This window comes from Geodermatophilus sp. SYSU D00079 (assembly GCF_054050635.1).
Genome location: NZ_JBJGZS010000001.1, coordinates 192,329 through 214,811, shown reverse-complemented (window position 1 = coordinate 214,811; position 22,483 = coordinate 192,329). Strand labels below are relative to the sequence as shown.

Sequence of the window (22,483 nt, the reverse complement as noted above, 5' to 3'; positions counted from 1 at the left end):
GGGGTCGCGGGTGGCCGGCACCGTGCGCGCCGGTCCCGTCCGCCGGTGACAGCATGGGGTCGTGCCCGACCTCTCCCGCATGCGCAGGGACTACGAGACCCGGGGTCTCCGGGAGTCCGACCTCGCCCCCACGTGGGTCGAGCAGTTCGACCGCTGGTTCGCCGACGCGGTGGCCGCCGAGCTCCCCGAGCCCAACGCCGTCGTCGTCGCGACGGCGGACGCCGACGGTGCCCCGGACGCGCGCATCGTGCTGGTGAAGGGCTACGACGAGTACGGCTTCGTCTTCGGCACCAGCTACGCCTCGGCCAAGGGGGCGCAGCTGGCGGTCAACCCGCGGGCGGCGCTGGTCTTCCCCTGGCACGCGCTGCAGCGGCAGGTCCGGGTGGCCGGCCGCGTGGAGCGCGTCGGCCCCGGCGCCTCCGACGACCTGTGGGACCCCCGTCCCCGGGGCGCGCAGCTCGCCGCCGCCGCGTCGGTCCAGTCCACCGTCGTCGACTCCCGCGAGGAGCTGGTCGAGCGGCTGCGCCGGCTGGACGCCGAGACCCCCGACGGCGGGCTGCCCCGGCCCGAGGTGTGGGGCGGGTACCGGGTCGTCCCCGACCGGGTGGAGTTCTGGCAGGGCGGCGCGGACCGGCTGCACGACCGGCTGCGGTTCGTCCGGTCCGACGAGGAGGGCGGCGGCTGGATCGTCCAGCGGCTCGCCCCGTGAGCGGGCAGGGGCGCGGGCACCGCGGCGAGCGCCGGCGAGCGAGGAGCGGAGCGGCCCGCGTGAGCGGACCGGTGACACGATGACGTCACCTGTCGACCCGGTCGAGGGCGCCGGCCCGGTCGAGGAGCCGGTCCCGGTCCCCCCACCGGCGCCCCGTCGCGCCTGGGCCATCGACACCACCCCGCTGCGCAACCCGGACTACCGGCGGCTGTTCTGGGGCGTCGCGGCGACGATGCTCGGCCAGCAGATGACGCTGGTCGCCGTCCCGTACCAGGTGTTCGCCCTCACCGGCTCCTCGCTGCTGGTCGGGGTCACCTCGATCGTGGCGCTGGTGCCGCTGATCGTGTTCGGCCTGCTCGGTGGCGCGATCGCCGACTCCATGGACCGCCGCCGGCTGATGCTCGTCACCGGGGTCGGCTCGGCGGTGACCAGCGCGCTGCTCGCCGTCCAGGCGCTGCTGCCCGGTGGCGGCAACCTGTGGCTGCTGTGGCTGCTCACCGCCGCCGTCTCGGGGTTCAGCGCGGTCAACCAGCCGACCCGCAGCGCGGTCATCCCCGCGATCGTGGGGGCCGAGGGCGTCCCGGCGGCCAACGCGCTGGCGATGACCGTCCGCCAGGTCGGGGTGATCGTCGGCCCGCTGCTGGCCGGCGTCCTCATCGCCGTGGGCGACCTGTTCATCACCTACGCCGTCGACGCGCTCGGGTTCGTCGTCGCCGTCCTGTTGCTGCGCGGGCTGCCCCCGCTGCCCCCGGGCCGGGTCGCCGGGAAGCTGCGGCTGGGCGCCGCCGTCCGGGGCGTGGGGGAGGGCTTCACCTTCCTGCGCACCCAGCCGGTGCTGCTCATGACCTTCGTCGTCGACGTCATCGCGATGTGCTTCGCCTGGCCGCAGGCGGTCTTCCCCGAGCTGTCCGAGGGCCGCTACGCCGGCTCGCCCAACAGCCTGGGCTGGCTGTTCGCCGGGGTCTCCATCGGCGCGCTGCTCATGGGCCTGACCTCGGGCTGGGTGTCGCGGGTCGACCGGCAGGGCGCGGTGGTGCTGGGCGCGATCGTCGTCTGGGGCGTGGCGATCATCGGGTTCGGCCTGGCCCCGTCGCTGTGGCTGGCCGTGCTGTGCCTGGCGGTCGCCGGGGCCGGGGACATGGTCAGCGCCGTGCTGCGCTCCTCGATGCTGCAGCTGGCCGCCCCGGAGGAGATGCGCGGCCGCATGCAGGGGGTCTTCCTCGTCGTGGTCGCCGGCGGGCCGCGCCTGGGCGACCTGCGCGCCGGGGCGATCGCCAGCGCCGCGGGTGTCAGCGCGGCCATGGTGTCCGGCGGCGTGGTGGTGGTCGTCGCGATGGTGGTCGTGGCGCTCGTCGTGCCCTCGTTCTGGGCGTTCCGGGCCTCCCGCTCGACGTACGCGACGGTCCCCGCGGGGGAGCCCCGGCCGTCCTCACCCGCCCCCGAGAGTGGCGAGGACCGGCCGGGGCCCGCCTCTTCATAACCGGACCGGCCCTGTCCCGCCGGACGGACCCTCAGGCCAGGGCCCGCGCCACCACCCGGAGGTCGGCGACGAGGGCGTCGTAGGCGGCGTCGCGGGCCTCGTCCGGCGTCCGCAGGATCGCCGAGGGGTGCGTGGTGGCCAGCACCCACGTCTGGTGCGGGGCGTCCTCGTCGTCGTCCCCCGGGGCGGCGGGCTCGGTGCCCGGCGGGGCCCAGGGGACCAGCTGGCCGCGGTCCTTGGTGATCCGGAAGGACGGCGAGATCAGCGCCTTGGCCGCCGTCGCGCCCAGGCACACCACCACCTCCGGCTGCAGCACGGTGAACTCCGCCTCCAGCCACGGCCGGCACGCCCGCAGGTGCTCCGGTCGGGGGGTCTGGTGGATCCGCCGCTTGCCCTTCACCGTGTGGGAGAAGTGCTTGACCGCGTTGGTGATGTAGGCGTCCCGGCGGTCGATGCCGGCGTCGGTCAGCGCCTTGTCCAGCAGCCGCCCGGCCGGTCCGACGAACGGCTCGCCCCGGCGGTCCTCCTGGTCGCCGGGCTGCTCGCCGACGAAGACGATCCGGGCGGTCTCCGGCCCCTCGCCGAACACCGTCTGCGTGGTGTCCTGCCACAGCTCGCAGGCCCGGCACCCGGCCGCGGCCGCGCGCAGCCCCTCCAGCCCGACCCCGGTGGGCGGCCGGGCCGGGACGTTCTCCTCGGTCATGCAGCGATGAGACCGCAGGTCCGGCGCTCCCGCAGGGCAGACTGACCGGCGCCACCGCCGACCAGCGAGGAGCCGCCCGTGCCCACCGTCCACCTGCTCGGCGGCGGCTGGGACCCGGCCGCGACCGCGGACCTCTACGGCCCGTTCCTGGAGTCGGCGGGCACCACCCCGGTCGTGGCGACGGTCGTCCTGGACGAGGGGGACGGTGCCGTGCAGTTCGAGCGCTGGTCCGCCGTCCTGCGGCGGACGGCGCCCTGCGAGCCGGTGCCCGTGCCGGTGCCGCTGGGCGGCCGGCTCGACGTGTCCGCCCTGGGGGACGCCGACGGGCTGCTGGTCTGCGGCGGGCTCACCCCCGCCTACGCCGACGCGCTGGCCCCGGTCGCGGAGGAGCTCCGGGTCTGGCTGGCGGCCGGTGACCGGCCCTACGCCGGCTTCTCCGCGGGCGCCGCGGTCGCGGCCGGCTCCGCGGTCGTCGGGGGGTGGCGCGACGGTGGCGTCCCGGTCTGCCCGGAGGACGCCGCGGAGGACCTCGAGGAGGTGGCCGTCGTCCCGGGGCTCGGGCTGGTGCCCTGGGCCGTCGACGTGCACTGCGCGCAGTGGGGCACCCTGCCGCGGCTGCTCACCGCGCTGGGCCGGGTGCCGGTCGGTCAGGGCCTCGCCCTGGACGAGGACACCGCGGTGCACCTGGCCGACGGCCTGGGCCGGGTCGCCGGGCGGGGCACGGCCTGGCGGCTGGAGCGGACCGGGACGGCGACCACCGTGACCCCCCTCCGCGCCGGCGACCGGGTGGGACGACCCCGCGGCGTGGACGGGGACTCGGCGTCCTGACCGATACGGTCGGGGCGACGAGAGGGGATCCGCGGCTGTGTTGGAGTTCGACGGGCTGTACAAGACCTACGGGTCGAACCGGGTGCTCGAGGGGGTGTCGTTCCGCGTCGCGCCCGGCTCCATGTTCGGGTTCTGCGGGTCCAACGGCGCCGGCAAGACCACCACGATGCGCATCGCGATGGGGCTGGCCCGCGCGGACGCGGGTGAGGTCCGCTGGCGGGGCCGCGCCCTCGACCCGGGGGTGCGCCGGCGCATCGGCTACATGCCGGAGGAGCGCGGGCTCTACCCCAAGATGAAGGTCGGCGAGCAGGTCGCCTACTTCGCCCGGCTGCACGGCCTGGACCGGGCCGCGGCCCGACGGGCCGCCGACGAGTGGGTCGAGGTGCTGGGCCTCGGGCCGCGCCGCGGGGACCCGGTGGAGAAGCTCTCCCTGGGCAACCAGCAGCGGGTCCAGCTGGCCGCCGCGCTGGTGAGCCGGCCCGAGGTGCTGATCCTCGACGAGCCGTTCTCCGGCCTGGACCCGATCGGGGTCGACTCGCTGGCCGACGCGCTGCTCGGGCAGGTCCGGCAGGGCGTACCCGTGGTCTTCTCCAGCCACCAGCTCGACCTGGTCGAGCGGTTGTGCGACTCCGTCGGCATCCTCGCCCGCGGCCGGATGGTCGCCACCGGGTCGGTCGCCGAGCTGCGGCAGCGCGAGGCCGGGCGGCTGCTGCGCGTGGTCGTGCCCGATGCGGCGCCGGGCTGGGCCGCCGACCTGCCGGGAGTGCGCGTGGTGTCCGAGCAGGCCGGCGACACGGTGCTGGAGCTGAAGGGCCCGACCGACGACCAGGCGGTGCTCGCCGCGGCGCTGGCCACCGGGCGGGTCGCGCACTTCGCCTGGCAGCAGCCGACCCTCGTGGAGCTGTTCCGCGAGGCCGTGGCCGCGCCGACCGCGGCGGAGGTGGCGGCGTGAGCGCACCGCAGGAGGTGGGCAGCGCGGCCATGGTCCGGCTGGTGGCCGCCCGGGAGCTGTCGGCCCGGCTCCGCGACAAGAACTTCATCATCAGCTCGGTGGTCATCCTCGTGCTGCTGGTCGGCACCCTGGGCCTGCAGGTGGCGCTGAACTCCGGCTCCGAGGAGACCCGGATCGGCGTCGTCGGCCAGGTCCAGGGGCTGGAGCAGGCGCTGGAGGCGCAGGGCGAGGCGCTCGACGTCGACGTCGTCGTCCAGCCGCTGGACGGCGAGGCCGCCGCCCGCGCCGCGATCGAGGACGGCGACGTCGACGGTGTGGTCCTCGCCGACGGCGGCCGGGAACCCGAGCTCCTGGTCGAGCAGTCGGCGGACGGCCCGCTGCAGGCCGTCGTCCAGGGTGCCGTGGGGCAGCTCGCCGTCGCCGACCAGCTGGCAGAGGCCGGGGTGACCAGCCTCGACGTCCCCGAGGTGGCGGTCACCGCGCTCGACCCCGACGCGGACGAGCAGGGCCAGCGCGTGGTCGTCGCGATCATCGGCACGGGCCTGCTCTACGGGCTGCTGATCCTGTTCGGCCAGTTCGTGGCGCAGGGCGTGGTGGAGGAGAAGTCCAGCCGGGTCGTGGAGCTGCTGCTGTCGACGATGAAGCCGTGGCAGCTGCTGGCGGGCAAGATCCTCGGCCTCGGCCTGCTCGGATTGGCCCAGATCGTGGTCATCGCGGCCGTCGGGGTCGCCGGTGCCCTGGCCTTCGACCTGGTCGACATCCCCGGCGAGCTGATCGGGACCGCGGTCTCGGTGGTGCTCTGGTTCGTCCTGGCCTACGCCCTCTACGCGTCGGTCTTCGCCGTCGCCGCCTCCCTGGTCAGCCGGCAGGAGGACCTCGGCACGGTGGTCATGCCCACCACGCTGGTCCTGGTGGTCGCGTTCATCGTCGGCATCCAGGCCGGGGCCAACCCCGACGGCACCCTCGCCGTGGTCACCTCGTTCATCCCGGGGCTCTCGCCGCTGGTGATGCCGGTGCGCATGGCGGCCGGGGACGTCCCGGCGTGGGAGGTCGGCGTGGCCGCGGTCCTCGCCGCCGTCGCGGTGGCGCTCGTCGTCCGCGTCGGTGGGCGGGTCTACTCCGCGTCGCTGCTGCGTACCAGCGGCAAGACCAAGCTGCGCGAGGCGCTGCGCGCCGAGCGCGTCTGACCGACGGGCCGGCCCGGGTCGGGCGTGTCATCCGCCCGACCCGGGTAGCGCCGCCGCATGGCGATGCAGCTGGGCTACACGATGATGACCGAGCAGGCCGGGCCCAAGGCCCTGGTCAGCCACGTGGTGGGCGCCGAGGAGGTCGGCTTCGACTTCGCCGTCAGCAGCGACCACTACTTCCCGTGGCTGGACGAGATGGGGCACGCGCCGCACGCCTGGACGGTGCTCGGCGCCGCCGCCCAGGCCACCAACCGCATCCCGCTGATGACGTACGTGACCTGCCCGAGCTTCCGCTACCACCCGGCGGTCGTCGCCCAGAAGGCGGCGACGCTGCAGCTGCTCTCCGACGGCCGCTTCACCCTCGGCCTCGGGTCGGGGGAGAACCTCAACGAGCACGTCGTGGGTGAGGGCTGGCCGCCGGCCGACGTCCGGCAGGAGATGCTCGTCGAGGCGATCCAGGTCATCGGCGACCTCTTCGACGGCGGGTACACCAACTTCCGCGGGGAGCACTTCGACGTCGAGTCGGCCAAGCTGTTCGACCTCCCCGAGAAGCGGGTGCCGATCGGGGTCGCCGCCGGCGGGCAGCAGGCGTGCACGATCGCCGGGGAGCTGGCCGACGCCCTGATCGCCACCGAACCGAAGCCGGAGCTGGTCGAGTGGTTCGACGCCGCCGGCGGCGCCGGCAAGCCCCGGATCGCGCAGATGCCGATCTGCTACGACACCGACCGGGAGGCCGCCGTCACCCGGGCGCACACGCTGTTCCGCTGGTTCGGTCTCGGGTGGAAGGTCAACGCCGAGCTGCCCGGGACCCAGGCGTTCGACTCCGCCAGCCAGTTCGTGCGGGAGGAGGACGTGGCCGGGAGCATCCCCTGCGGGGACGACGTCGACGCGGTGGTCACGGCGGCGAAGGCCTACGCCGACGCCGGGTTCACCCACCTCGCCCTGGTGCAGATCGGCGGCGACCACCAGGAGCCGTACCTCGAGTGGACCCGGCGGCAGCTGGCACCCGCCTGGCGGGAGGCGTTCGGCGGGTGACCGCGGGCACCGCCTCCGAGGGGTGATACGCCACCGTCGGGGGACGACGCGGCGATCGGGCCCGGTGATGATCGCCGCATGGGGAAGGACCTCGACGGGCGGCTCCGTCGGCTGCGCGCCTGTCGGGACGCCGACGCTGTCATCGAGCTGGGCTGCGACCTCGCCGACGCCGGGCGCGACGAGGACGCCGAGCGCTGCTTCCGTCACGCGGCCGAGCTCGGTGCCGCGCTGGGGTGGTTCAACCTGGGCAACTCCCTGGCCGCCCGCGGCCGCGTCGAGGAGGCCGTCGACGCCTACGAGCAGGCGCTCGTCGGCGGGGAGGCCGAGGCGTGGGTCAACCTCGGGCTGGTGCTCGAGGAGCTCGGGGACCTCGCCGGTGCCATGCGGGCCTACGAGGGCGCCGGCGCCGCCGGGGACGCCCTGGGCGGCCTGCAGCTGGCCTTCCTGCTGCACGACCAGGGTGAGCGCGCCGAGGCGCTGACGGTCGCCGAGGAGCTCGCCGCCGGCGGGGACCCGCTCGCGGCCGCCGTCGTCGCGACCTGGCGGTGGGGCGCGACCCTCGACCCCGGCCTGGAGCCGGACCTGCGGGGCGGCCAGGACCTCTTCCCCGGCGCCCGCGTCGCCCTCGCCCAGCTGCTGCGCGAGAACGGCCGGCCGGAGGAGGCGCGGTTCGCCCTCGAGCGGGGCGCCAAGCGCGGTGAGCTGCAGGCCTGGCTGCCCCTGGGCAACTTCTACGCCGAGCAGCTCGGTGACGTGGAGGCCGCCGAGGAGGCCTACCGGGCCGGCATCGCCGCGGGGGACACCTACTGCCACCACAACCTCGCCGTGCTGCTCGCCGACCGCGGGGACCTCGAGGGTGCCGTCGAGCACTTCCGGCTGGGGGCCGCCGACGGCGACGCCCTCGCCGCCCAGGCGCTGCGCGAGCTCGGGGACTGAGGACGGACCCCGTCCTCCTCACCGCGCGCCAGCTCGCGGCGGGCCCCTGGACGGGGCCGCACGTCGGGTCACGACCCCGAGCCTGCGAGGGGTGGCGAGGAGGGGGGCCTCCTACTGGCGCAGGGCCCCGAGCGGTCCGCGGTAGGGCGACGCCGGCGGACCGGTGACCCCGGCCGGCGCGGTGTACAGCCGACCGGCGTCGGGCTGGGCGGCCCGCGCCGCGTCGTCCATGCCCTCGGTCGAGGTGGTGATGACCAGCAGGTCGCGGCCGGGCCCGGCGAAGGCGCAGCTCGACGTCTGGGCGACGGGGACCTCGACGACGGCGAGGAGCTCCCCCTCGGGGGACCAGCGGCGCACCTGGCCGCCGCCCCACAGCGCCGTCCAGAGGCAGCCCTCGTCGTCGACGGTGAGCCCGTCGGCCACGCCGTGGTCGACGTCGAACTCCAGCAGCACCCGGCCGTCGCCGAACGTCCCGGCGGCGAGGTCGTAGTCGAACGCGTGCACCAGGCCGGGGCCGGAGTCGGCCAGGTAGACCGTGCGCCCGTCGGGGGACCAGCCCAGGCCGTTGGAGACGGTGAGCCCGTCGAGCACGGTGGTCACGGTGCCGTCGAGGTCGAGCCGGTAGAGCGCACCGGCGCCGGGCCGCTGGTCGAAGGCCATCGTGCCCGCGAAGAACCGGCCGGCCGGGTCGCACTTGGCGTCGTTCATCCGGGTGCCGCCGCCGGCCTCGGTGCCGCCCTCGCCTGCCAGGTCCAGCAGGACCCGCGCGGTGCCGTCGGCCGCGAGGTGGGTGAACCCCCCACCCGCGGCGAGCAGCCACCCGCCGGCCGCGGCCGGGACGACGGCGCCGACGGTGTCCCCTCCGCGGAGGGCGGGTGCGGTCTCGGTGAGGGTGCCGTCGGCCGCGACGGCGGCCCGCCGGACCAGGCCGGCGGGGATGTCGACCCACAGCAGCTCGCCGCGCTCGGCGTCCCACGTCGGCCCCTCCCCGTGGGCGGCGGGGGAGGGGGGAGCCGGGACCGCGGTCAGGGTGCGCACGGACGGCATCTCCCCACGACACCCGCCCGTCACACCAGGCCGCGATACTGCAGGCGTGTCCGAAGCCACCGTCGACGTCGCGGACCTGCGCCACCACGGCGCCGAGGAGGGGGATGCCGCCGACGCCCCGCTCCGGGAGGACATCCGCCTGCTGGGCCGGGTCCTGGGTGAGGTGATCGGCGAGCAGTCGGGGGCCGACGTGCTCGACCTCGTCGAGTCCACCCGGGTGGAGGCCTTCCGCGTCCGCCGCTCGGAGGTCGACCGGGCCGAACTGGCGGAGCGGCTGGGGGACCTCGACGTCCGGTCGGCCAACCACGTCATCCGCGCGTTCAGCCACTTCTCGCTGCTGGCCAACCTCGCCGAGGACATCCACCACGAGCGCCGGCGCCGGTTCCACCGGCGCGAGGGCTCGCCTCCGCAGAAGGGCAGCCTGGCGGCCGCCTTCGCCCTGCTGGACGCCGAGCGGCTCGACCCCGACGTGGTCGCCCGGGAGCTCGCCGGCGCGCTGGTCTGCCCGGTGGTCACCGCGCACCCCACCGAGGTGCGCCGCAAGACGATCTCCCGGGTGCAGCGGCAGGTCACCGAGCTCATCCGCCGCCGCGACCTGTCGGCGCCCGGGGCGGCCGAGGACGCCGAGTGGTCCGCGCAGCTGGAGCGGGCGGTGCTCACCCTGTGGCAGACCGCCCTGCTGCGGCTGTCCCGGCTGCGGCTGGCCGACGAGATCGACGAGGCGCTGCGCTACTACGAGCTGTCGCTGTTCCAGGTGGTCCCGGCGATCAACGCCGAGCTGCGGCGGGCCCTCACCGAGCGGTGGCCGCACGCCGGCCTGCTGGCGCGGCCGATGCTGCTGCCGGGCTCCTGGATCGGCGGCGACCGCGACGGCAACCCGTTCGTCACCGCTGACGCCGTCCGGCGGGCGAGCACCCGGCAGGCCGAGACAGCGCTGGCCCACCACCTCGCCGAGCTGCTCGTGCTGCACGACGAGCTGTCGATGTCCGACCGGCTGGTCACCCCCACCCCGGCGCTGTACCACCTCGCCGAGGCCTCCCGCGACGACTCCCCGTTCCGCGCCGACGAGCCCTACCGGCGCGCCCTCTACGGCATCCACGCCCGGCTGGCCGCGACCGCCCGGCGGGTACTCGGCAGCGTCCCCGGGCAGCCGCCGCACCACGAGCTGGAGCCCTACGACACCCCCGACGAGCTGCTGGCCGACCTCGCCACGGTCGACGCGTCGCTGCGCAGCCACGGCGCGGGGGCACTGGCCGACGACCGGCTGACCCGGCTGCGGGACGCCGTCGAGGTGTTCGGCTTCCACCTGTGCGGGCTGGACATGCGGCAGAACTCCGCCGTCCACGCCGAGGTGCTCGCCGAGCTGCTGGCCTGGGCGGGCGTGTGCCCCGACTACGCGGCGCTGGACGAGGAGCAGCGCGTCCAGCTGCTGGTCGCGGAGCTGCGGATGCGCCGTCCGCTGACCCGGCCGGACGCGCAGCTGTCGGAGACCGCCCGGGGCGAGCTCGACGTGCTCCTCGCCGCCGCCGAGCAGGTGCGGTCACTGGGTCCGCGGGCGATCCCGAACTACGTCATCAGCATGTGCGAGTCGGTGAGCGACGTCCTCGAGGTCGCCGTCCTGCTCAAGGAGGTCGGGCTGCTCGACCCCGACGGCGAGGACGGCCCCACCTGCCCGGTCGGCATCTCCCCGCTGTTCGAGACGATCGGCGACCTCCAGCGCGCCGGGCGGACGCTGTCCGCCGTCCTCGAGCAGCCGCTCTACCGGGCCCTGCTGGCCAACCGGGGCGACGTCCAGGAGGTCATGCTCGGCTACTCCGACAGCAACAAGGACGGCGGCTACCTCGCCGCCAACTGGGCGCTCTACCGGGCCGAGCTGGCCCTGGTCGAGGTCGCCCGCCGCGAGGGGATCCGGCTGCGGCTGTTCCACGGCCGCGGCGGCACGGTCGGCCGCGGCGGCGGGCCGAGCTACGACGCGATCCGCGCCCAGCCGCCCGGCGCGGTCGCCGGCGCGCTGCGCATCACCGAGCAGGGCGAGGTCATCGCCGCCAAGTACGCCGACCCCGACCTCGCCCGCCGCAACCTCGAGGCGATGGTCGCGGCGACCCTGGAGGCCACCCTGCTCGACGTCGAGGGCCTGGGGGACGCGGCGGAGGACGCCTACGCGCTGCTCGACGACCTCGCGGCCCGCGCCCAGGCGGCCTACCGGGCCCTGGTGCACGAGACGCCGGGCTTCGTCGACTGGTTCCGCGCCGCCACGCCGATCGGCGAGCTGGCCGAGCTGAACATCGGCAGCCGGCCGCCGTCGCGCAAGGCCGGCACCTCGATCGCCGACCTGCGCGCCATCCCGTGGGTGTTCAGCTGGTCGCAGGCCCGCATCATGCTGCCCGGCTGGTACGGCACGGGCACGGCGCTGGAGAGCTGGGTGGACGGCGACGACGCCCGCCTGGAGCGCCTGCGGGAGCTGCACCGGCGCTGGCCGTTCTTCCGCACGGTGCTGTCCAACATGGGCATGGTGCTGGCCAAGACCGACCTCGACCTGGCCGCCCGCTACGCCGAGCTGGTCCCGGACCCGGTGCTGCGGGTCCGGGTGTTCGGCGAGATCACCGCCGAGCACGAGCGCAGCTGCCGGATGCTGCTGGCCATCACCGGCGACGACCGCCTGCTGGCCGACAACCCGTCGCTGGCCCGCTCGATCCGCAACCGCTTCCCCTACCTGGAGCCGCTGCACCACCTGCAGGTGGAGATGCTCCGGCGGCGCCGCAGCGGGGACGACGACGAGCTGGTCCGCCGCAACATCCAGCTGACCATCAACGGCATCGCCACGGCCCTGCGCAACAGTGGCTGAGCAGGTGGGTGGCCGGTACCGGCCGGGAACCGGCCACCCCACCCACGCCAGCACGGCGACGACCGAGGCGACGACGGCGACTGCCGCACCGAGGAAGAGGAGTGCCCCTGTGCCGACGTGCAGCAGGTCGGCGGCCCGGCCGGCCGGGTCGGCCGCCATCGGCAGCACGCCGGCCACGGACACCGTCCGGGTCGCGTCCCGCGCCTGCCAGCGACCGCGGCGGGGACGGCGGTGACGCCCGCGCGGACCGTCGTCGCCACCGGTGCGCAGCTGACCCGTGCCGGCGCGGCCCTGGGCCTGTCGCCCGCGGCGCTCGCCCCCGCCGTCAGCGACCCGGCCTACCGGGTGCTCGTCGAGGACGACGGCGCGGCGGTGCTGCTGCGCCGGCAGTGGACCGCCGAGGGCGTGGCCGAGGCGGTGCTGCTGGCCGCCACCGGGATCGGGCCCGACTCGCCGGCCGTGCTCGCCACCGCGGCCGGGTGGGGGTGCGCGCGGGTGCGCGACCGGCCCGGCGGCCGCGGGATCGTGCCGGTGGCGGAGCCCGCGGCGGCGGCGCCGGTGGTGCAGCGGTTCCTGCACCTGGCCGCGCTGGCCGCCACCCGCGTCGAGACCGCGGTCGCGCTGGCGCGGGGTGCGGGGGAGGACCGCGTGAAGGCCGACGGCAGCCCGTCGCTGGCGGCCGACGAGGCCGCCCACGTGGCCGCGATCGAGGTGCTCGGCGGGCTCGGCGTGCCCCTGCTCAGCGAGGAGCGACCGGACCGGCCGGTCGACCCCTCGCTCCCGTGGGTCGTGGTCGACCCGCTCGACGGCACCGGCAACTTCCGGGCCGGGCTGCCGCCGTGGGCGTTCTCCGCGGGGCTGGTGCAGGACGGGCGCGCGGTCGCCGGCGTCGTGGTCGACCTGTCCTCGGGCCGGCGCTGGTCGGGGGCGGAGGGGGCCGGTGCGGTGCGCGACGGGGTGCCGGTCCGGCCGCGGCCGGGGGGCACCGTCGTCGTCCCCAGCGCGCCGCCGGGGGAGGCCGTGACCGTGCCGCCGTCGGCCCGGCGGGTCCGCGTCACCGGCTGCACCGCCGTCGAGCTCTGCCTGGTCGCCGACGGCTCGGCCGCCGCCTGGCACGACCTCGACCGCAGCGGCACCCACGTGCACGACGTCGCCGGTGGGCTGGCCGTGCTCGCCGCGGCCGGCGGGGTCACGCGCACCGCGGACGGCGCGCCGCTGCGGCTGCGGCCCGACACCGAGATGCTGGTCCGGCTGGTCGCGGCCGAGAGCGAGGAGACCGCCGGGGAGCTGCTGCGGTCGTTCGGGTCCCTGCCGCACGTGCCCGGGGGGTGAGGCGCCTGCCGCACGTCCCCGCGGGGACGCCGCAGGTCAGCGGGGGTGCGCGGCGGCCTCGCGCACCGCGGCGAGCAGGGACTCCCACTCGTGCAGCGTGGTGCGCGCCCGGCCACGGGTGGCGCCGAGGGCCACCTCGGCGGCGTCGATGGCCCGCCAGTCCGAGAGCAGCACCGGGTGCGCTCCCCGCGCCTGCAGCTCCCCCACCAGGTCGTCGACCCCGCCGCGGCCCGGGCGGACCACCCCGGCGGCGACGTCCTCGAGCAGGACGGCGATCGTCTCGCGGGCGTCGTGCTTGTTGGTGCCGACGACGCCGGTCGGCCCGCGCTTGATCCAGCCGGCCACGTACTCGCCGGGGGAGGGCTCCCCGTCGCGCAGCACCCGGCCGCCGTCGTTGGGCACCACGCCGCGGCGCTCGTCGAGGGGCAGCTCGGGCAGGCCGCAACCGCGGTAGCCGACCGAGCGGACGACCAGGTCGGCCGGCAGCACGCTGGTCTCGCCGGTGCCGGAGGCGCGGCCGTCCTCGTCGACGACCGTGCGCTCCACCTCGATCCCGGTCACCCGGTCGGTGCCGAGCAGCCGCACCGGCCGGGTGTAGAAGCGCAGCCGCACCGGGGTCCGCCCCGGCTCCAGCACGTGTCCGCCCCAATCCCGCAGCACGTCGAGGTTGCGGTGCACGACCCGGTCGGCGGCGGCGCGCTCCTCGGCCACGGGGTCCAGCTCCAGGTCGGCCGGGTCCACCAGCACCGTGGCCCGAGCCAGCTCGTCGAGCTCGCGCAGCTCCTGGGTGGTGAAGGTGGCGTGCACCGGACCCCGGCGGCCGAGGACGGTGACCTCCTGCACCGGCGCCGCGGCCAGCGCGTCGAGCACGTGCTGGGGCATGTCGGTCGGCTCCAGCTCGGCCGGGCTGCGGGCCAGGACGCGGGCCACGTCGAGGGCCACGTTGCCCACGCCGACGACCACGACCGAGCGCGCCGCGGCCAGCGCGGCCTCCACCTTCGGGCGGTCGGCGTCGGGGTGGCCGGTGTACCAGGCGACCAGCTCGGTGGCGGCCAGGCTGCCGGGCAGCTCCTCGCCGGGGATGGCCAGCTGCCGGTCGAGGGCGGCGCCGTAGGTGTAGACGACGGCGTCGACCGCGTCGTGCAGCTCCACGCAGGAGATGTCGCGGCCGATCTCCACGTTGCCGACGAACCGCACCCGCGGGTGGTCCAGCGCCCGGTGCAGGGTGTCGCGGATGGCCCGCATCTTCGGGTGGTCGGGGGCGATGCCGTGCCGCACCAGCCCGAAGGGGGTGGGCAGCCGGTCGATCAGGTCGACCGCCACGGGCACCTCCTGCTGCCGGGTCAGCGCCTCCGCGGCGTAGATGCCGGCCGGGCCCGCGCCGACGACGGCCACCCGCAGGGGCGGCGCAGTGGACGGGGGACCGGGGTCTTCGTCGACCGACACGACAGGCATCCTGACGGGCACACGGGGCGCTGCACCAGGCATCCGCCCCCACGATCCCGAGGAGCAGCCCGTGGCCGTCGTCGTCGTCGCGACCATCACCCCGCAGCCCGAGCACGCCGACGCCGTCCGGGAGGCGGTGCTGGCCGCCATCCCGCAGGTGCACGAGGAGGACGGCTGCCAGCGCTACGCGCTGCACCAGGGCCAGGACGGCCGGCTGGTGATGATCGAGCAGTGGGCGAGCCCCGAGGCGCTGGCCGCGCACGGCAAGGGCGAGCCGTTCAGCGCGCTGAGCCAGGCCCTCGAGGGCAAGCTCGCCGGTGCTCCGGAGCTGCAGGTGCTCACCGCGGTCCCGGCGGGGGACCAGGGCAAGGGCGCGCTCTAGGCGCCGCTGGACGCCGCCCGCCGGCCCACCATCTCGGCGATCCAGACCGGCGCGAACGGGGACGTGCAGTTCGGTGGCGTCGGGTGGTCGGCGAGCACGCGCAGGCGCTCACCGATGTCGATCGCGCGGGCGCGGTGCTCGGCGTGCTCGATGCCGATCTGGGCCAGGCAGTGGTTCATCGCCCACTGCAGGCGGTCCGGGGCGCCGGCCATCCCCGCCTCGATGACGTCGAGGAGCCCGGGCAGGTCGAGCCCGTCGGGCTGCTTGGCGACCCGGTCGGTCGTCAGCGCCCAGCCGGCACTGGCGACCACCGGGTCCGGGTCGGCCGACCAGGCCAGGCGCAGCTCCTCGGCGTGCGGGCTCCTCCTGACCACGTAGGTCACGAGCCAGTCGTGCACCTTGGGGGTGCGCGCCTCGCGCAGCATGGTGTCCAGCTCGTCCCGCCCGAACGCCCTCGGGCGGCAGACCAGCAGCGCGAGCAGTCGCGCCGCGGAGTCGTCGGTCGCCCACAGCTCGCGGGCGAGGTCCTGCTGGGTCCTCAGCCGCTTGGCCAGCTCCCGCAGCCGGGTCAGGTTCACGCCGTGGTCGTCACCGTGCCGGGCGTTCACCTCGCGGATCCTCGGCTCCTCGAGCGCGGCCAGCTCGGCCAGCACCTCGGACACCGTCGTACCCGTCACCGCCATGTCGGTCTCCGGTCCACGCGCCCACCCCAGCACACGGCAGCGACGTCCTAGTCGCAGGCGTGGTCGTGGTCCAGTCCGTCGGCGACGTACTGGGTGAGGACCACCTCGCCCCCGCCGGTCAGCGGCGGCCGCCCGCAGGCGGCCTCGGCGCCGGCGGGGCCGATGGCGCCGGCCAGCCAGCTGTCCAGGTCGTACAGGGGGCTGTCGGCGGGGACGTCGCCGGCGATCAGCGCCCACTGGGCGCCCGTCGAGTACAGGCCGACCTCCGCGCCCCGGTCGGTCAGGTAGGTGGCCATGCCCTCCAGCGCCGCGCGGTTGCGGGCCTGGGCGGAGGCGGACCCGTACTGCCAGGTGTTCATCGTCTCGACGTCGAGCCACCAGCGGTGCGCCGCGGGGTCGACGTCCACCCCGGCGTCCTGGGCCGCCCGCACGAAGAACGCCTCGACCGTCACGTAGGCGCGCAGCCACCCGTACTGCCAGGAGCACGCCGTGCTGTTGCCGCCCTCGCAGGTGCCGTACGGGGTGCTGCCCCGCAGCGGCCAGGTGTGCAGGACGTCGATGAAGTCACCGGGGTTGGCCGTGTTGACGTAGAGTTGCAGCCCCGGTTGCCCGGGCACCGCCCCGCTCGCGTCCGTGGCCCACTCCAGCTGCTCGGCCAGGCAGGGGTTGGGCCGGGTCGCCAGCCCGCCGTTGACGCCGACGACTGCGAAGGCGTGGTCGTCGGGGAGGTCCTCGTCGCACTGCGGGTGCGACACGTCGTAGCCGGTCGTGGAGGGCTCGTCGGGGGTGGACGCCGAGGCCGCCGGCAGGCCCAGGGCGAGACCGGCGCACGCCAGCACGGCGACGACCAGAGCGCGCGCCGTACGGGCCATCCCGCCACCATAACCACGGCGGTGGCGGCGGTCACCCACCCCGCGGGGCGCGCCCGTGGGCGGTCACACGGCCTGGCAGACCGGGCACCAGTGGAGGTTGCGGCCGACCATCTCCTGGGTCCGGACCGCGGTGCCGCAGATGCGGCAGGGCAGGCCGGTGCGGCGGTAGACGTAGTGCGCGTCCTCCCGCACGACCGCGCCGCGCCGGCGGGTGCGGTGCTCCGGCCGGGTGGTCACGATCCGGCCCATCCGGACCCCGGCCCGCATGAGCACCACGAGGTCGGCCCACATCCGCGCCCACAGCTCGGCGTCGACGTCCCGGCCCGGGCGGAACGGTGAGACCCGGTGCCGGAACAGCAGCTCGGCGCGGTAGACGTTGCCGACCCCGGCCAGCACCGACTGGTCCATCAGCAGCGCCCCGATCGCGGTGCGGCTGCCGGAGACCCGGCGGTGTGCCTGCATGCCGTCGGTGCGCGGCCGCAGCGGGTCGGGGCCCAGCCGGTCCAGGATCCGGTCGACCTCGGCGGTGGTGAGCACCTCGCAGGCCGTCGCACCGCGGAGGTCCGTCCAGACCCCGAGGCCGTCGGGCCCCTCGGCCTCCCAGCGCATCCGCAGCGCGCCCCGCGGCGCCGGGGGGACACCGGTGCCGGACGTGTAGGTGCCGTAGAGCCCCAGGTGCACGTGCAGGGTGTCGGCGCCGAAGCAGGCGAACAGGTGCTTGCCGTAGGAGGTGACCTCGTCCAGCACCCGCCCGTCGAGCAGCGCCGCGCCCGCGGCGAACCGGCCCTGCGGGCTGGTGACGTGCACCGGGCGGCCGGCGAAGGCCAGCGACTGGTCCCGGGCCAGCCGGAACAGGGTGTGGCCCTCAGGCACGGGCGGCTGCGCAGGTCACGCCCCCAGCTTCCCCGCCGGCCCGCCGTCCTGCCACGACGGCCCGGGACGGCAGCGCGGTCGGCACCCGCGCCGGGGTGGGGAGCCGGCACCGGCTCCGCGGGTCAGTGGGCGGCCGTGGCCAGGCCGAAGTGCGGACGCTCGTCGTCGGCCACGAGGTCGAGCTCCTCGGGGTGCTGCTGGATGTAGTGGCGGACGAAGGAGCAGTAGGGGAGCACGTGCAGGCCGCGCTCGCGGGCGGCGGCCAGGACGCCGGCGACCAGCACCTTGCCGATGCCCCGCCCGCCGACGGAGGGGTCCACCTCGGTGTGCGGCAGTGCCATCGTGCCGTTCTCGACGTGGTAGCTCGCCAGTCCGACGACCCGGCCGTCGAGCAGCACCTCGAAGCGTCCCCGGTCGGGGACGTCGACCACGCTGGTCTCCATGCTCGTGTTCCACCTCCGCTCGCCCCCGGCGCCGTTGCCGGAGTTCGACATGCGTACTGGAACGGTAACGCCCCGGAGCTCCCGGGGGTTTCGCCGCGCCGGGGTGTCACCCTCGTGCGTGACCGGCGGTGCCCGCCTCCTCACGGTCAGGGACGTGGGTTGGTCCGCGTCCACCCGCGCTCGTCGCGGCGGGCGCCCTGGGCCGCCCGGCAGCGGCGGCACACGGCCTGCACGCCCTCCGCGTGCCGGCCGGACTCCGGCTGGACGTCGGCCCACCTGACGTGCGGGAACCGGCTCAGCCTCGACCGGCTCAGCGACAGGCCGCAGGCCGTCTCGTTGCGGCCCTGCTCCCAGGCGTGGACCTCCCCGGCGGGGTAGCGGATGCCGTCGTCGGGGTCGGTCCACTGGTCGGCGGCGGCGACCGCCGCGGTGCGCGTGCCCATGGGCCACCGGTACCCCGTCTGCCGGTGGGCGCACGTCCAGTGACCAGGGCAGATGCCGGTGGTGGGGTGCTGACCGTTGCTCTGACCGGCAGCGGAGCGCTGACTTCGGCGGACTTCTCACACGTTTTCCGGCGGAGTTCTTGCACAACAGCGGTCAGAACTCTGTCGGTCACGGCGACGGCCCCCGACCGCACAGGGTCAGGGGCCGTCGTGGTGTGGGCTCAGCAGCAGCCCGCGGTGCACGCCTCGGCGGTGCAGCCCTCGCAGCAGTCCTCGAGCACGTCGGTCACCTCCCTCCGGGTTCTCCGGTGGTGGGGTCGGTGGCCGGGCGCCGCAGTACCCGCGCGGAGGCGGGGCAGGCGCCGCGCAGCTCGGCGGAGGCACCCAGGGCCGCGGGCAGCTGATCGCGGTCGACAGGGGTGAACCCGAACCGGGGGAAGTACCCGTCGGCGGTCTCGGTGAGCAGCGCGACCGGCGCGCCGGTGGCGTCGACGTGAGACAGCGCCGCGGCGGTGAGCGTGGCACCCAGGCCGCGGCCGCGCCACGCCGGGGCGACGGCGGCAGATCGCAGCAGGAACGCGGTGTCGGGACCGGCGCCGTGGCGTTCGAGGGCGATGGCGCCGGCCAGCTCCCCGGTCACCTCGGCGGTCAGGACGAGGACGGCGTCCTCGAGCCCGGCCAGCGGCAGCCCGGCGGCGGCGATGAGATCGGTGATGGCGGCGAGGTCCGCCGGTGTCGCCTCGCGGACGAGCACCGGCGGGACCTCGCTGCGGGAAGTGCTGGTCACGCGCAGCAGGGCGCTGCGGCGGACCGGTCGCGCCGGAGCGCGTCGCGCAGCCGCAGCACGGCCGTGGTGGCGCGCCGGGCGGCGCGACCCCAGGTGGACGGCTGGCAGCAGCGGGCGATCGCGGCCAACCGGGCGGTGGTCGCGTGCCGCTGGGCCTCGGCCATCCGGTCGGCGGTGATGAGCTGGGCGACGTACGGGCTGATCATGGCGGTTCTCCTTGTCAGGGGTCAGCAGCAGGCCGCCGCGGCGGGCGGGACTGCGGGAGTGGACGAGCCGTCAGTCACGGTCTCGGGGGTCTCCGCCGAGGCGGGGGTGTAGCAGGTGTCGCCGTCGGTCTCGGTGGCCGCCGGGGTGGCGTCGCCGAAGAAGGTCTGCGAGTCGGCGAGCACGGTGTAGACCTCCCACCGCTCACCGCCGGGGACGCCCTCGACCCAGAACTTGGTCTGCTTGGCGTAGCAGCAGGTCGAGTCGCGCTCCTCGGTGGAGGCGAGGCCGGCGCCGCCGAGGCGGGTCAGCTCGGCGTCGACGGTGTCGACGTCGGCCACCTCGATGCCGAGGTGGTTCAGGGTGCCGCCGGTGCCCGGGTTCTCCAGCAGCACCAGCTTCAGCGGCGGGTCGGCGATCGCGAAGTTCGCGTACCCGGGCCGGGTCTTGGCCGGCTCGACGCCGAACAGCTTGCTGTAGAAGGCGGTGGCGACCTCGACGTCGTCGACGTTGAGGGCCAGCTGGATGCGGGCCATGGGGTGACCTCCTGGTCATCTCGGTGCAACCGGGTACCGTTGTATTGACAGTGGTCGATACATTGACGGCTGTCAATGGTTTCGCAAGGGCGAGTTGCCCAGGACCTGGAGGACCCCGATGACCGTGCGCGAGCTGCCGGTGCTCGACCAGCCCGAGGTGGCCGCCTGCTGCGCGCCACTGGCCGCCGAGGTGCTCACCGAGCCCGACGCGCAGACGCTGGCCGCCCAGTTCGCCGCCCTAGGCGACCCGGTTCGTCTGCGCCTGGTGTCGCTGCTGGCGAACGCCGAGGGTGGCACCGTCTGCGCGTGCGACCTGGTCGAGCCGGCTGGTCGCAGTCAGGGCACGGTCAGCTCGCACCTGTCCAAGCTCGTCGCCAGTGGCCTGGCCGTGAGCGAGAAGCGCGGCCGCAACGTCTGGTACGCGATCAACCCGGCGGCACTGGAGGCGCTGCGCGCGGTTCTGGCCACCCGCTGACGACGGCCGGCTGGCGACCGGGCACTTCCACCACAGGTGCTTGGTGGTGATAGGACCTCTCGCCGGGCGACGGCCACGGCTCGAGCGGCTCGAGGTCCGCGGCCCGCAGCCGCGCCGCGGTTCCCTCGGGGTGCAGGGCGCTGGGCACCGGCCGGACCGTCGGAAGCGGCCCGGCAACGGCACTCAGGCGTCAGCGACAGCCCGCGGGGGTGGGCGGACAGCGCCGAGCGCGTCTTTTCGATCGCCCGTCCGCCGCCGGGCTTGGAGTGCCGGGCGTACCCTTGGGGGGTATAGCGTCAGCCGTGCAGGATGGCGCCGGAACCCTCCGGCACCGCAGGCAGCCCCGGCCCGGCCCGGAGCGCATCAAGTACGGAGGAACGGCCGATGAGCACCCACGACCACGCCGCCACGGGGCACCCGGCCGGGCCCACCACCGGGTCCGAGCCAGCCTGCCACGACGGCCACGCCGGTCACGCGGGGCATGAGGGGCACGCGGGGCACGGCGGCCAGGAGGTCGACCCGGCCAGCCCGGTCGGCCGGCGGGCACTGACCCGGCTGGCGGTCAGCGCGACCCTGCACTGCCTCACCGGCTGCGCGATCGGTGAGGTGCTCGGGATGGTCCTGGGCACCGCCTGGGGCTGGTCGGACGGTGCGACGATCGCGCTGGCGGTGGCCCTGGCGTTCGTGTTCGGCTACTCGCTGACGATCGCGCCGGTGCTGCGCTCGGGCCTGCCGCTGCGCACCGCGGTGAAGGTCGCGCTGGCCGCCGACACGCTGTCGATCGCGGTCATGGAGCTCGTCGACAACGCGGTGATGCTCGCGGTGCCCGGCGCGATGGAGGCCGGCCTGACCTCGCCGCTGTTCTGGGGGTCGCTGGCGTTCGCGCTGCTGGTGGCGTTCCTCGTCACCGTGCCGGTGAACCGGGCACTGATCGCCCGCGGCAAGGGCCACGCCGTGGTGCACGCCTACCACCACTGACCCCGGCGGGCGGCCGAGGCCGGTGACGGTGGGCCGCCTGACCTCGAGGACGATGGGAGTGCAGGTGACGGGACGGCTGTGGACGGCGGTGCTGGTGCTGGCCGCCGTCTTCGCCATGCACGGCGTGCAGTGCGCCGCCGCTCTCGGCGACCACGCCACCGACCATGTCAGCACGGCGGCCCCCGAGCCGGCCGTGTCGCTCGACCGCGCCCCGGGCGGGCACCCCGCGGCGATGACCGTCGACGCCGCCGAGCATCCCGCGGCCACCGGCGCCGTGGTGGTCGCCGCGGCGCCTGCCGCCCTGCTCGCTGCCGACCACGGCAGCACCCCGGCCGGGGCGGTCGGGCATCTGTGGACGCTGTGCCTGGCCGTGCTCGCCGCCGGCCTCGTTGTCCTGCTCGCCCTGCTGCTGCCCCGCCTGCTGACGCTGCTGCCGGTGGCGTGGGCGCGGCTGCGCACGCACGCCTCCGCCGGCCTGGCCCCACTGCGCCCGCCGGACCTGCACTCCCTCTGCCTGCTGCGGATCTAGGCCGAACGCCTGACCGAACCGCCCCTGCCCCTACCGGCTCCGGCGGCGGTCCGCGCACGCCTTCAATCCGTCCAGTCAGGAGACCTCAGAACGTGTCACGCACCACCGCACGACTGCCCTACCTCACCGCCGCGCTGATGGCCGGCGCCCTCGTCCTCTCCGGCTGCGGCCAGGACGACTCCAACAGCAGCGGGCACGGCGGCGGCCACGCCTCCGCCAGCGCCACCGACACCGGCGCGGCCGAGGCCACGCACTCAGACGCCGACGTTCAGTTCGCGGCCGGCATGCTGGAGCACCACGGCCAGGCCGTGGCGATGTCGGAGTTGGCCCGGGACCGTGCGGCCGCCCCCCGCGTCAAGGACCTGGCGGCCCGTATCGAGGCCGCGCAGGGGCCGGAGATCGACACCCTCAACGGCTGGCTGGCCGAGTGGGGCGCCGAGGCCGACACGGACGCCATGGACGGCATGGACCACGGGTCGATGGGCCACGGCGACATGGGCGGCATGATGTCGGAGGAGGACATGGCGGCGCTGGCGGCCCTGTCCGGGCCGGAGTTCGACCGCCAGTTCCTGGTGATGATGGTGGCCCACCATCGCGGGGCGGTGAGCGCCTCGGAAGCCCAGCTGGCCGACGGGCGCAACAGCGACGCCCTGGCGATGGCCGAGACCATCCGCGACACCCAGAACGGCGAGATCGCCGAGATGGAACAGCTGCTCACCGAGCTCGGCGGCTGACCCGCCTGCGCGGCGGGGTGGGCGACTGCCACCCACCTCGCCGC

25 protein-coding genes are annotated in these 22,483 nt (G+C 75.7%); 14 read left to right on the top strand and 11 right to left on the bottom strand.

Annotated features, from left to right (window positions below):
* The first annotated feature begins 61 nt into the window (after positions 1 to 61).
* The gene (gene pdxH / locus ACI79E_RS01100) at positions 62 to 709 is read left to right on the top strand and encodes a pyridoxamine 5'-phosphate oxidase (protein WP_456930699.1); all 648 of its coding nucleotides are present in this window, start codon (positions 62 to 64) and stop codon (positions 707 to 709) included.
* Between the two features lie 79 nt (positions 710 to 788).
* The gene (locus ACI79E_RS01095) at positions 789 to 2,189 is read left to right on the top strand and encodes an MFS transporter (protein ID WP_456930698.1); all 1,401 of its coding nucleotides are present in this window, start codon (positions 789 to 791) and stop codon (positions 2,187 to 2,189) included.
* 31 nt (positions 2,190 to 2,220) lie between these two features.
* On the opposite strand, the gene ACI79E_RS01090 is transcribed toward ACI79E_RS01095, so the two are convergent.
* Entirely contained in the window at positions 2,221 to 2,892 is a 672-nt protein-coding gene (locus ACI79E_RS01090; RefSeq protein ID WP_456930697.1) for a UdgX family uracil-DNA binding protein, read from the bottom strand.
* Positions 2,893 to 2,970: 78 nt separating this feature from the next.
* Here ACI79E_RS01090 and ACI79E_RS01085 point away from each other — a divergent pair, with 78 nt between their 5' ends.
* The 5 genes from ACI79E_RS01085 to ACI79E_RS01065 all read left to right on the top strand — a co-directional run bounded on the left by ACI79E_RS01085 (position 2,971) and on the right by ACI79E_RS01065 (position 7,830).
* Positions 2,971 to 3,720 carry a hypothetical protein gene (locus tag ACI79E_RS01085; protein WP_456930696.1) on the top strand — a complete coding sequence of 250 codons (750 nt, stop codon included), beginning with the start codon at positions 2,971 to 2,973 and terminating at the stop codon, positions 3,718 to 3,720.
* Positions 3,721 to 3,757: 37 nt separating this feature from the next.
* A complete protein-coding gene (locus ACI79E_RS01080) occupies positions 3,758 to 4,672 on the top strand; it encodes an ABC transporter ATP-binding protein (protein WP_456930695.1) in 915 nt (304 codons plus the stop codon).
* Positions 4,669 to 5,859 (top strand): ABC transporter permease, encoded by a 1,191-nt coding sequence (locus ACI79E_RS01075; protein WP_456930694.1) that lies wholly within the window; start codon positions 4,669 to 4,671, stop codon positions 5,857 to 5,859. The genes ACI79E_RS01080 and ACI79E_RS01075 overlap by 4 nt, the downstream gene beginning before the upstream one ends.
* Before the next feature lie 57 nt (positions 5,860 to 5,916).
* Complete coding sequence (locus ACI79E_RS01070; RefSeq protein ID WP_456930693.1) at positions 5,917 to 6,894, top strand: TIGR03557 family F420-dependent LLM class oxidoreductase; 978 nt, start codon at positions 5,917 to 5,919, stop codon at positions 6,892 to 6,894.
* Between the two features lie 78 nt (positions 6,895 to 6,972).
* Entirely contained in the window at positions 6,973 to 7,830 is an 858-nt protein-coding gene (locus ACI79E_RS01065; RefSeq protein WP_456930692.1) for a tetratricopeptide repeat protein, read from the top strand.
* A 111-nt stretch (positions 7,831 to 7,941) separates the two neighbouring features.
* On the opposite strand, the gene ACI79E_RS01060 is transcribed toward ACI79E_RS01065, so the two are convergent.
* Entirely contained in the window at positions 7,942 to 8,868 is a 927-nt protein-coding gene (locus ACI79E_RS01060) for an SMP-30/gluconolactonase/LRE family protein (RefSeq protein WP_456930691.1), read from the bottom strand.
* A 55-nt stretch (positions 8,869 to 8,923) separates the two neighbouring features.
* Here ACI79E_RS01060 and ppc point away from each other — a divergent pair, with 55 nt between their 5' ends.
* Together ppc and ACI79E_RS01050 are read left to right on the top strand one after the other, a co-directional pair.
* On the top strand, positions 8,924 to 11,722 hold the full coding sequence (gene ppc, locus ACI79E_RS01055) for a phosphoenolpyruvate carboxylase (protein ID WP_456930690.1): 2,799 nt from the start codon (positions 8,924 to 8,926) through the stop codon (positions 11,720 to 11,722).
* Positions 11,723 to 11,953: 231 nt separating this feature from the next.
* Positions 11,954 to 13,054: an inositol monophosphatase family protein gene (locus tag ACI79E_RS01050; RefSeq protein ID WP_456930689.1), complete on the top strand. Its 1,101-nt coding sequence runs from the start codon at positions 11,954 to 11,956 to the stop codon at positions 13,052 to 13,054.
* Positions 13,055 to 13,090: 36 nt separating this feature from the next.
* On the opposite strand, the gene ACI79E_RS01045 is transcribed toward ACI79E_RS01050, so the two are convergent.
* Positions 13,091 to 14,509 (bottom strand): FAD-dependent oxidoreductase, encoded by a 1,419-nt coding sequence (locus ACI79E_RS01045; protein ID WP_456930688.1) that lies wholly within the window; start codon positions 14,507 to 14,509, stop codon positions 13,091 to 13,093.
* A gap of 61 nt (positions 14,510 to 14,570) precedes the next feature.
* Between ACI79E_RS01045 and ACI79E_RS01040 the strand changes: the two genes are divergently transcribed.
* Positions 14,571 to 14,882 (top strand): putative quinol monooxygenase, encoded by a 312-nt coding sequence (locus ACI79E_RS01040; RefSeq protein WP_456930687.1) that lies wholly within the window; start codon positions 14,571 to 14,573, stop codon positions 14,880 to 14,882.
* On the opposite strand, the gene ACI79E_RS01035 is transcribed toward ACI79E_RS01040, so the two are convergent.
* The 8 genes from ACI79E_RS01035 to ACI79E_RS01000 all read right to left on the bottom strand — a co-directional run bounded on the left by ACI79E_RS01035 (position 14,879) and on the right by ACI79E_RS01000 (position 19,723).
* Positions 14,879 to 15,565 carry a DNA alkylation repair protein gene (locus tag ACI79E_RS01035; protein WP_456930686.1) on the bottom strand — a complete coding sequence of 229 codons (687 nt, stop codon included), beginning with the start codon at positions 15,563 to 15,565 and terminating at the stop codon, positions 14,879 to 14,881. The two genes, ACI79E_RS01040 and ACI79E_RS01035, sit on opposite strands and share 4 nt — an antisense overlap.
* Positions 15,566 to 15,612: 47 nt before the next feature.
* Positions 15,613 to 16,437: a hypothetical protein gene (locus ACI79E_RS01030; RefSeq protein WP_456930685.1), complete on the bottom strand. Its 825-nt coding sequence runs from the start codon at positions 16,435 to 16,437 to the stop codon at positions 15,613 to 15,615.
* A 63-nt stretch (positions 16,438 to 16,500) separates the two neighbouring features.
* Positions 16,501 to 17,310: an Fpg/Nei family DNA glycosylase gene (locus tag ACI79E_RS01025; protein ID WP_456930684.1), complete on the bottom strand. Its 810-nt coding sequence runs from the start codon at positions 17,308 to 17,310 to the stop codon at positions 16,501 to 16,503.
* A 122-nt stretch (positions 17,311 to 17,432) separates the two neighbouring features.
* Positions 17,433 to 17,804 carry a GNAT family N-acetyltransferase gene (locus tag ACI79E_RS01020; RefSeq protein WP_456930683.1) on the bottom strand — a complete coding sequence of 124 codons (372 nt, stop codon included), beginning with the start codon at positions 17,802 to 17,804 and terminating at the stop codon, positions 17,433 to 17,435.
* Positions 17,805 to 17,899: 95 nt separating this feature from the next.
* Positions 17,900 to 18,196, bottom strand: coding sequence for a hypothetical protein (locus tag ACI79E_RS01015; RefSeq protein WP_456930682.1), 297 nt, complete (start codon positions 18,194 to 18,196; stop codon positions 17,900 to 17,902).
* Positions 18,197 to 18,482: 286 nt separating this feature from the next.
* Positions 18,483 to 18,983, bottom strand: coding sequence for a GNAT family N-acetyltransferase (locus tag ACI79E_RS01010; protein ID WP_456930681.1), 501 nt, complete (start codon positions 18,981 to 18,983; stop codon positions 18,483 to 18,485).
* The gene (locus ACI79E_RS01005; protein ID WP_456930680.1) at positions 18,980 to 19,189 is read right to left on the bottom strand and encodes a hypothetical protein; all 210 of its coding nucleotides are present in this window, start codon (positions 19,187 to 19,189) and stop codon (positions 18,980 to 18,982) included. Before ACI79E_RS01005 ends, ACI79E_RS01010 begins: the two co-directional genes overlap by 4 nt.
* A 21-nt stretch (positions 19,190 to 19,210) precedes the next feature.
* Positions 19,211 to 19,723, bottom strand: coding sequence for an ArsI/CadI family heavy metal resistance metalloenzyme (locus ACI79E_RS01000; RefSeq protein WP_456930679.1), 513 nt, complete (start codon positions 19,721 to 19,723; stop codon positions 19,211 to 19,213).
* Positions 19,724 to 19,841: 118 nt separating this feature from the next.
* Here ACI79E_RS01000 and ACI79E_RS00995 point away from each other — a divergent pair, with 118 nt between their 5' ends.
* The 4 genes from ACI79E_RS00995 (at position 19,842) to ACI79E_RS00980 (ending at position 22,439) form a co-directional block, all read left to right on the top strand.
* A complete protein-coding gene (locus ACI79E_RS00995; RefSeq protein WP_456930678.1) occupies positions 19,842 to 20,198 on the top strand; it encodes an ArsR/SmtB family transcription factor in 357 nt (118 codons plus the stop codon).
* Between the two features lie 384 nt (positions 20,199 to 20,582).
* Positions 20,583 to 21,176, top strand: a complete 594-nt coding sequence (locus ACI79E_RS00990; RefSeq protein ID WP_456930677.1) for a DUF4396 domain-containing protein — start codon at positions 20,583 to 20,585, stop codon at positions 21,174 to 21,176.
* A 64-nt stretch (positions 21,177 to 21,240) separates the two neighbouring features.
* Positions 21,241 to 21,705, top strand: a complete 465-nt coding sequence (locus ACI79E_RS00985; RefSeq protein ID WP_456930676.1) for a hypothetical protein — start codon at positions 21,241 to 21,243, stop codon at positions 21,703 to 21,705.
* A 92-nt stretch (positions 21,706 to 21,797) separates the two neighbouring features.
* Positions 21,798 to 22,439: a DUF305 domain-containing protein gene (locus tag ACI79E_RS00980; RefSeq protein WP_456930675.1), complete on the top strand. Its 642-nt coding sequence runs from the start codon at positions 21,798 to 21,800 to the stop codon at positions 22,437 to 22,439.
* Positions 22,440 to 22,483: the final 44 nt, after the last annotated feature.

Excerpts from the sequence above, each read along its gene's own strand:
- ACI79E_RS01095 (WP_456930698.1), top strand. The coding sequence starts at position 789 with ATGACGTCACCTGTCGACCCGGTCGAGGGCGCCGGCCCGGTCGAGGAG.
- ACI79E_RS01090 (WP_456930697.1), bottom strand. The coding sequence starts at position 2,892 with ATGACCGAGGAGAACGTCCCGGCCCGGCCGCCCACCGGGGTCGGGCTG.
- ACI79E_RS01070 (WP_456930693.1), top strand. The coding sequence starts at position 5,917 with ATGGCGATGCAGCTGGGCTACACGATGATGACCGAGCAGGCCGGGCCC.
- ACI79E_RS01065 (WP_456930692.1), top strand. The coding sequence starts at position 6,973 with ATGGGGAAGGACCTCGACGGGCGGCTCCGTCGGCTGCGCGCCTGTCGG.
- ACI79E_RS01045 (WP_456930688.1), bottom strand. The coding sequence starts at position 14,509 with ATGCCTGTCGTGTCGGTCGACGAAGACCCCGGTCCCCCGTCCACTGCG.
- ACI79E_RS01035 (WP_456930686.1), bottom strand. The coding sequence starts at position 15,565 with ATGGCGGTGACGGGTACGACGGTGTCCGAGGTGCTGGCCGAGCTGGCC.
- ACI79E_RS01030 (WP_456930685.1), bottom strand. The coding sequence starts at position 16,437 with ATGGCCCGTACGGCGCGCGCTCTGGTCGTCGCCGTGCTGGCGTGCGCC.
- ACI79E_RS01020 (WP_456930683.1), bottom strand. The coding sequence starts at position 17,804 with ATGTCGAACTCCGGCAACGGCGCCGGGGGCGAGCGGAGGTGGAACACG.
- ACI79E_RS01015 (WP_456930682.1), bottom strand. The coding sequence starts at position 18,196 with ATGGGCACGCGCACCGCGGCGGTCGCCGCCGCCGACCAGTGGACCGAC.
- ACI79E_RS01005 (WP_456930680.1), bottom strand. The coding sequence starts at position 19,189 with ATGATCAGCCCGTACGTCGCCCAGCTCATCACCGCCGACCGGATGGCC.
- ACI79E_RS01000 (WP_456930679.1), bottom strand. The coding sequence starts at position 19,723 with ATGGCCCGCATCCAGCTGGCCCTCAACGTCGACGACGTCGAGGTCGCC.
- ACI79E_RS00995 (WP_456930678.1), top strand. The coding sequence starts at position 19,842 with ATGACCGTGCGCGAGCTGCCGGTGCTCGACCAGCCCGAGGTGGCCGCC.
- ACI79E_RS00990 (WP_456930677.1), top strand. The coding sequence starts at position 20,583 with ATGAGCACCCACGACCACGCCGCCACGGGGCACCCGGCCGGGCCCACC.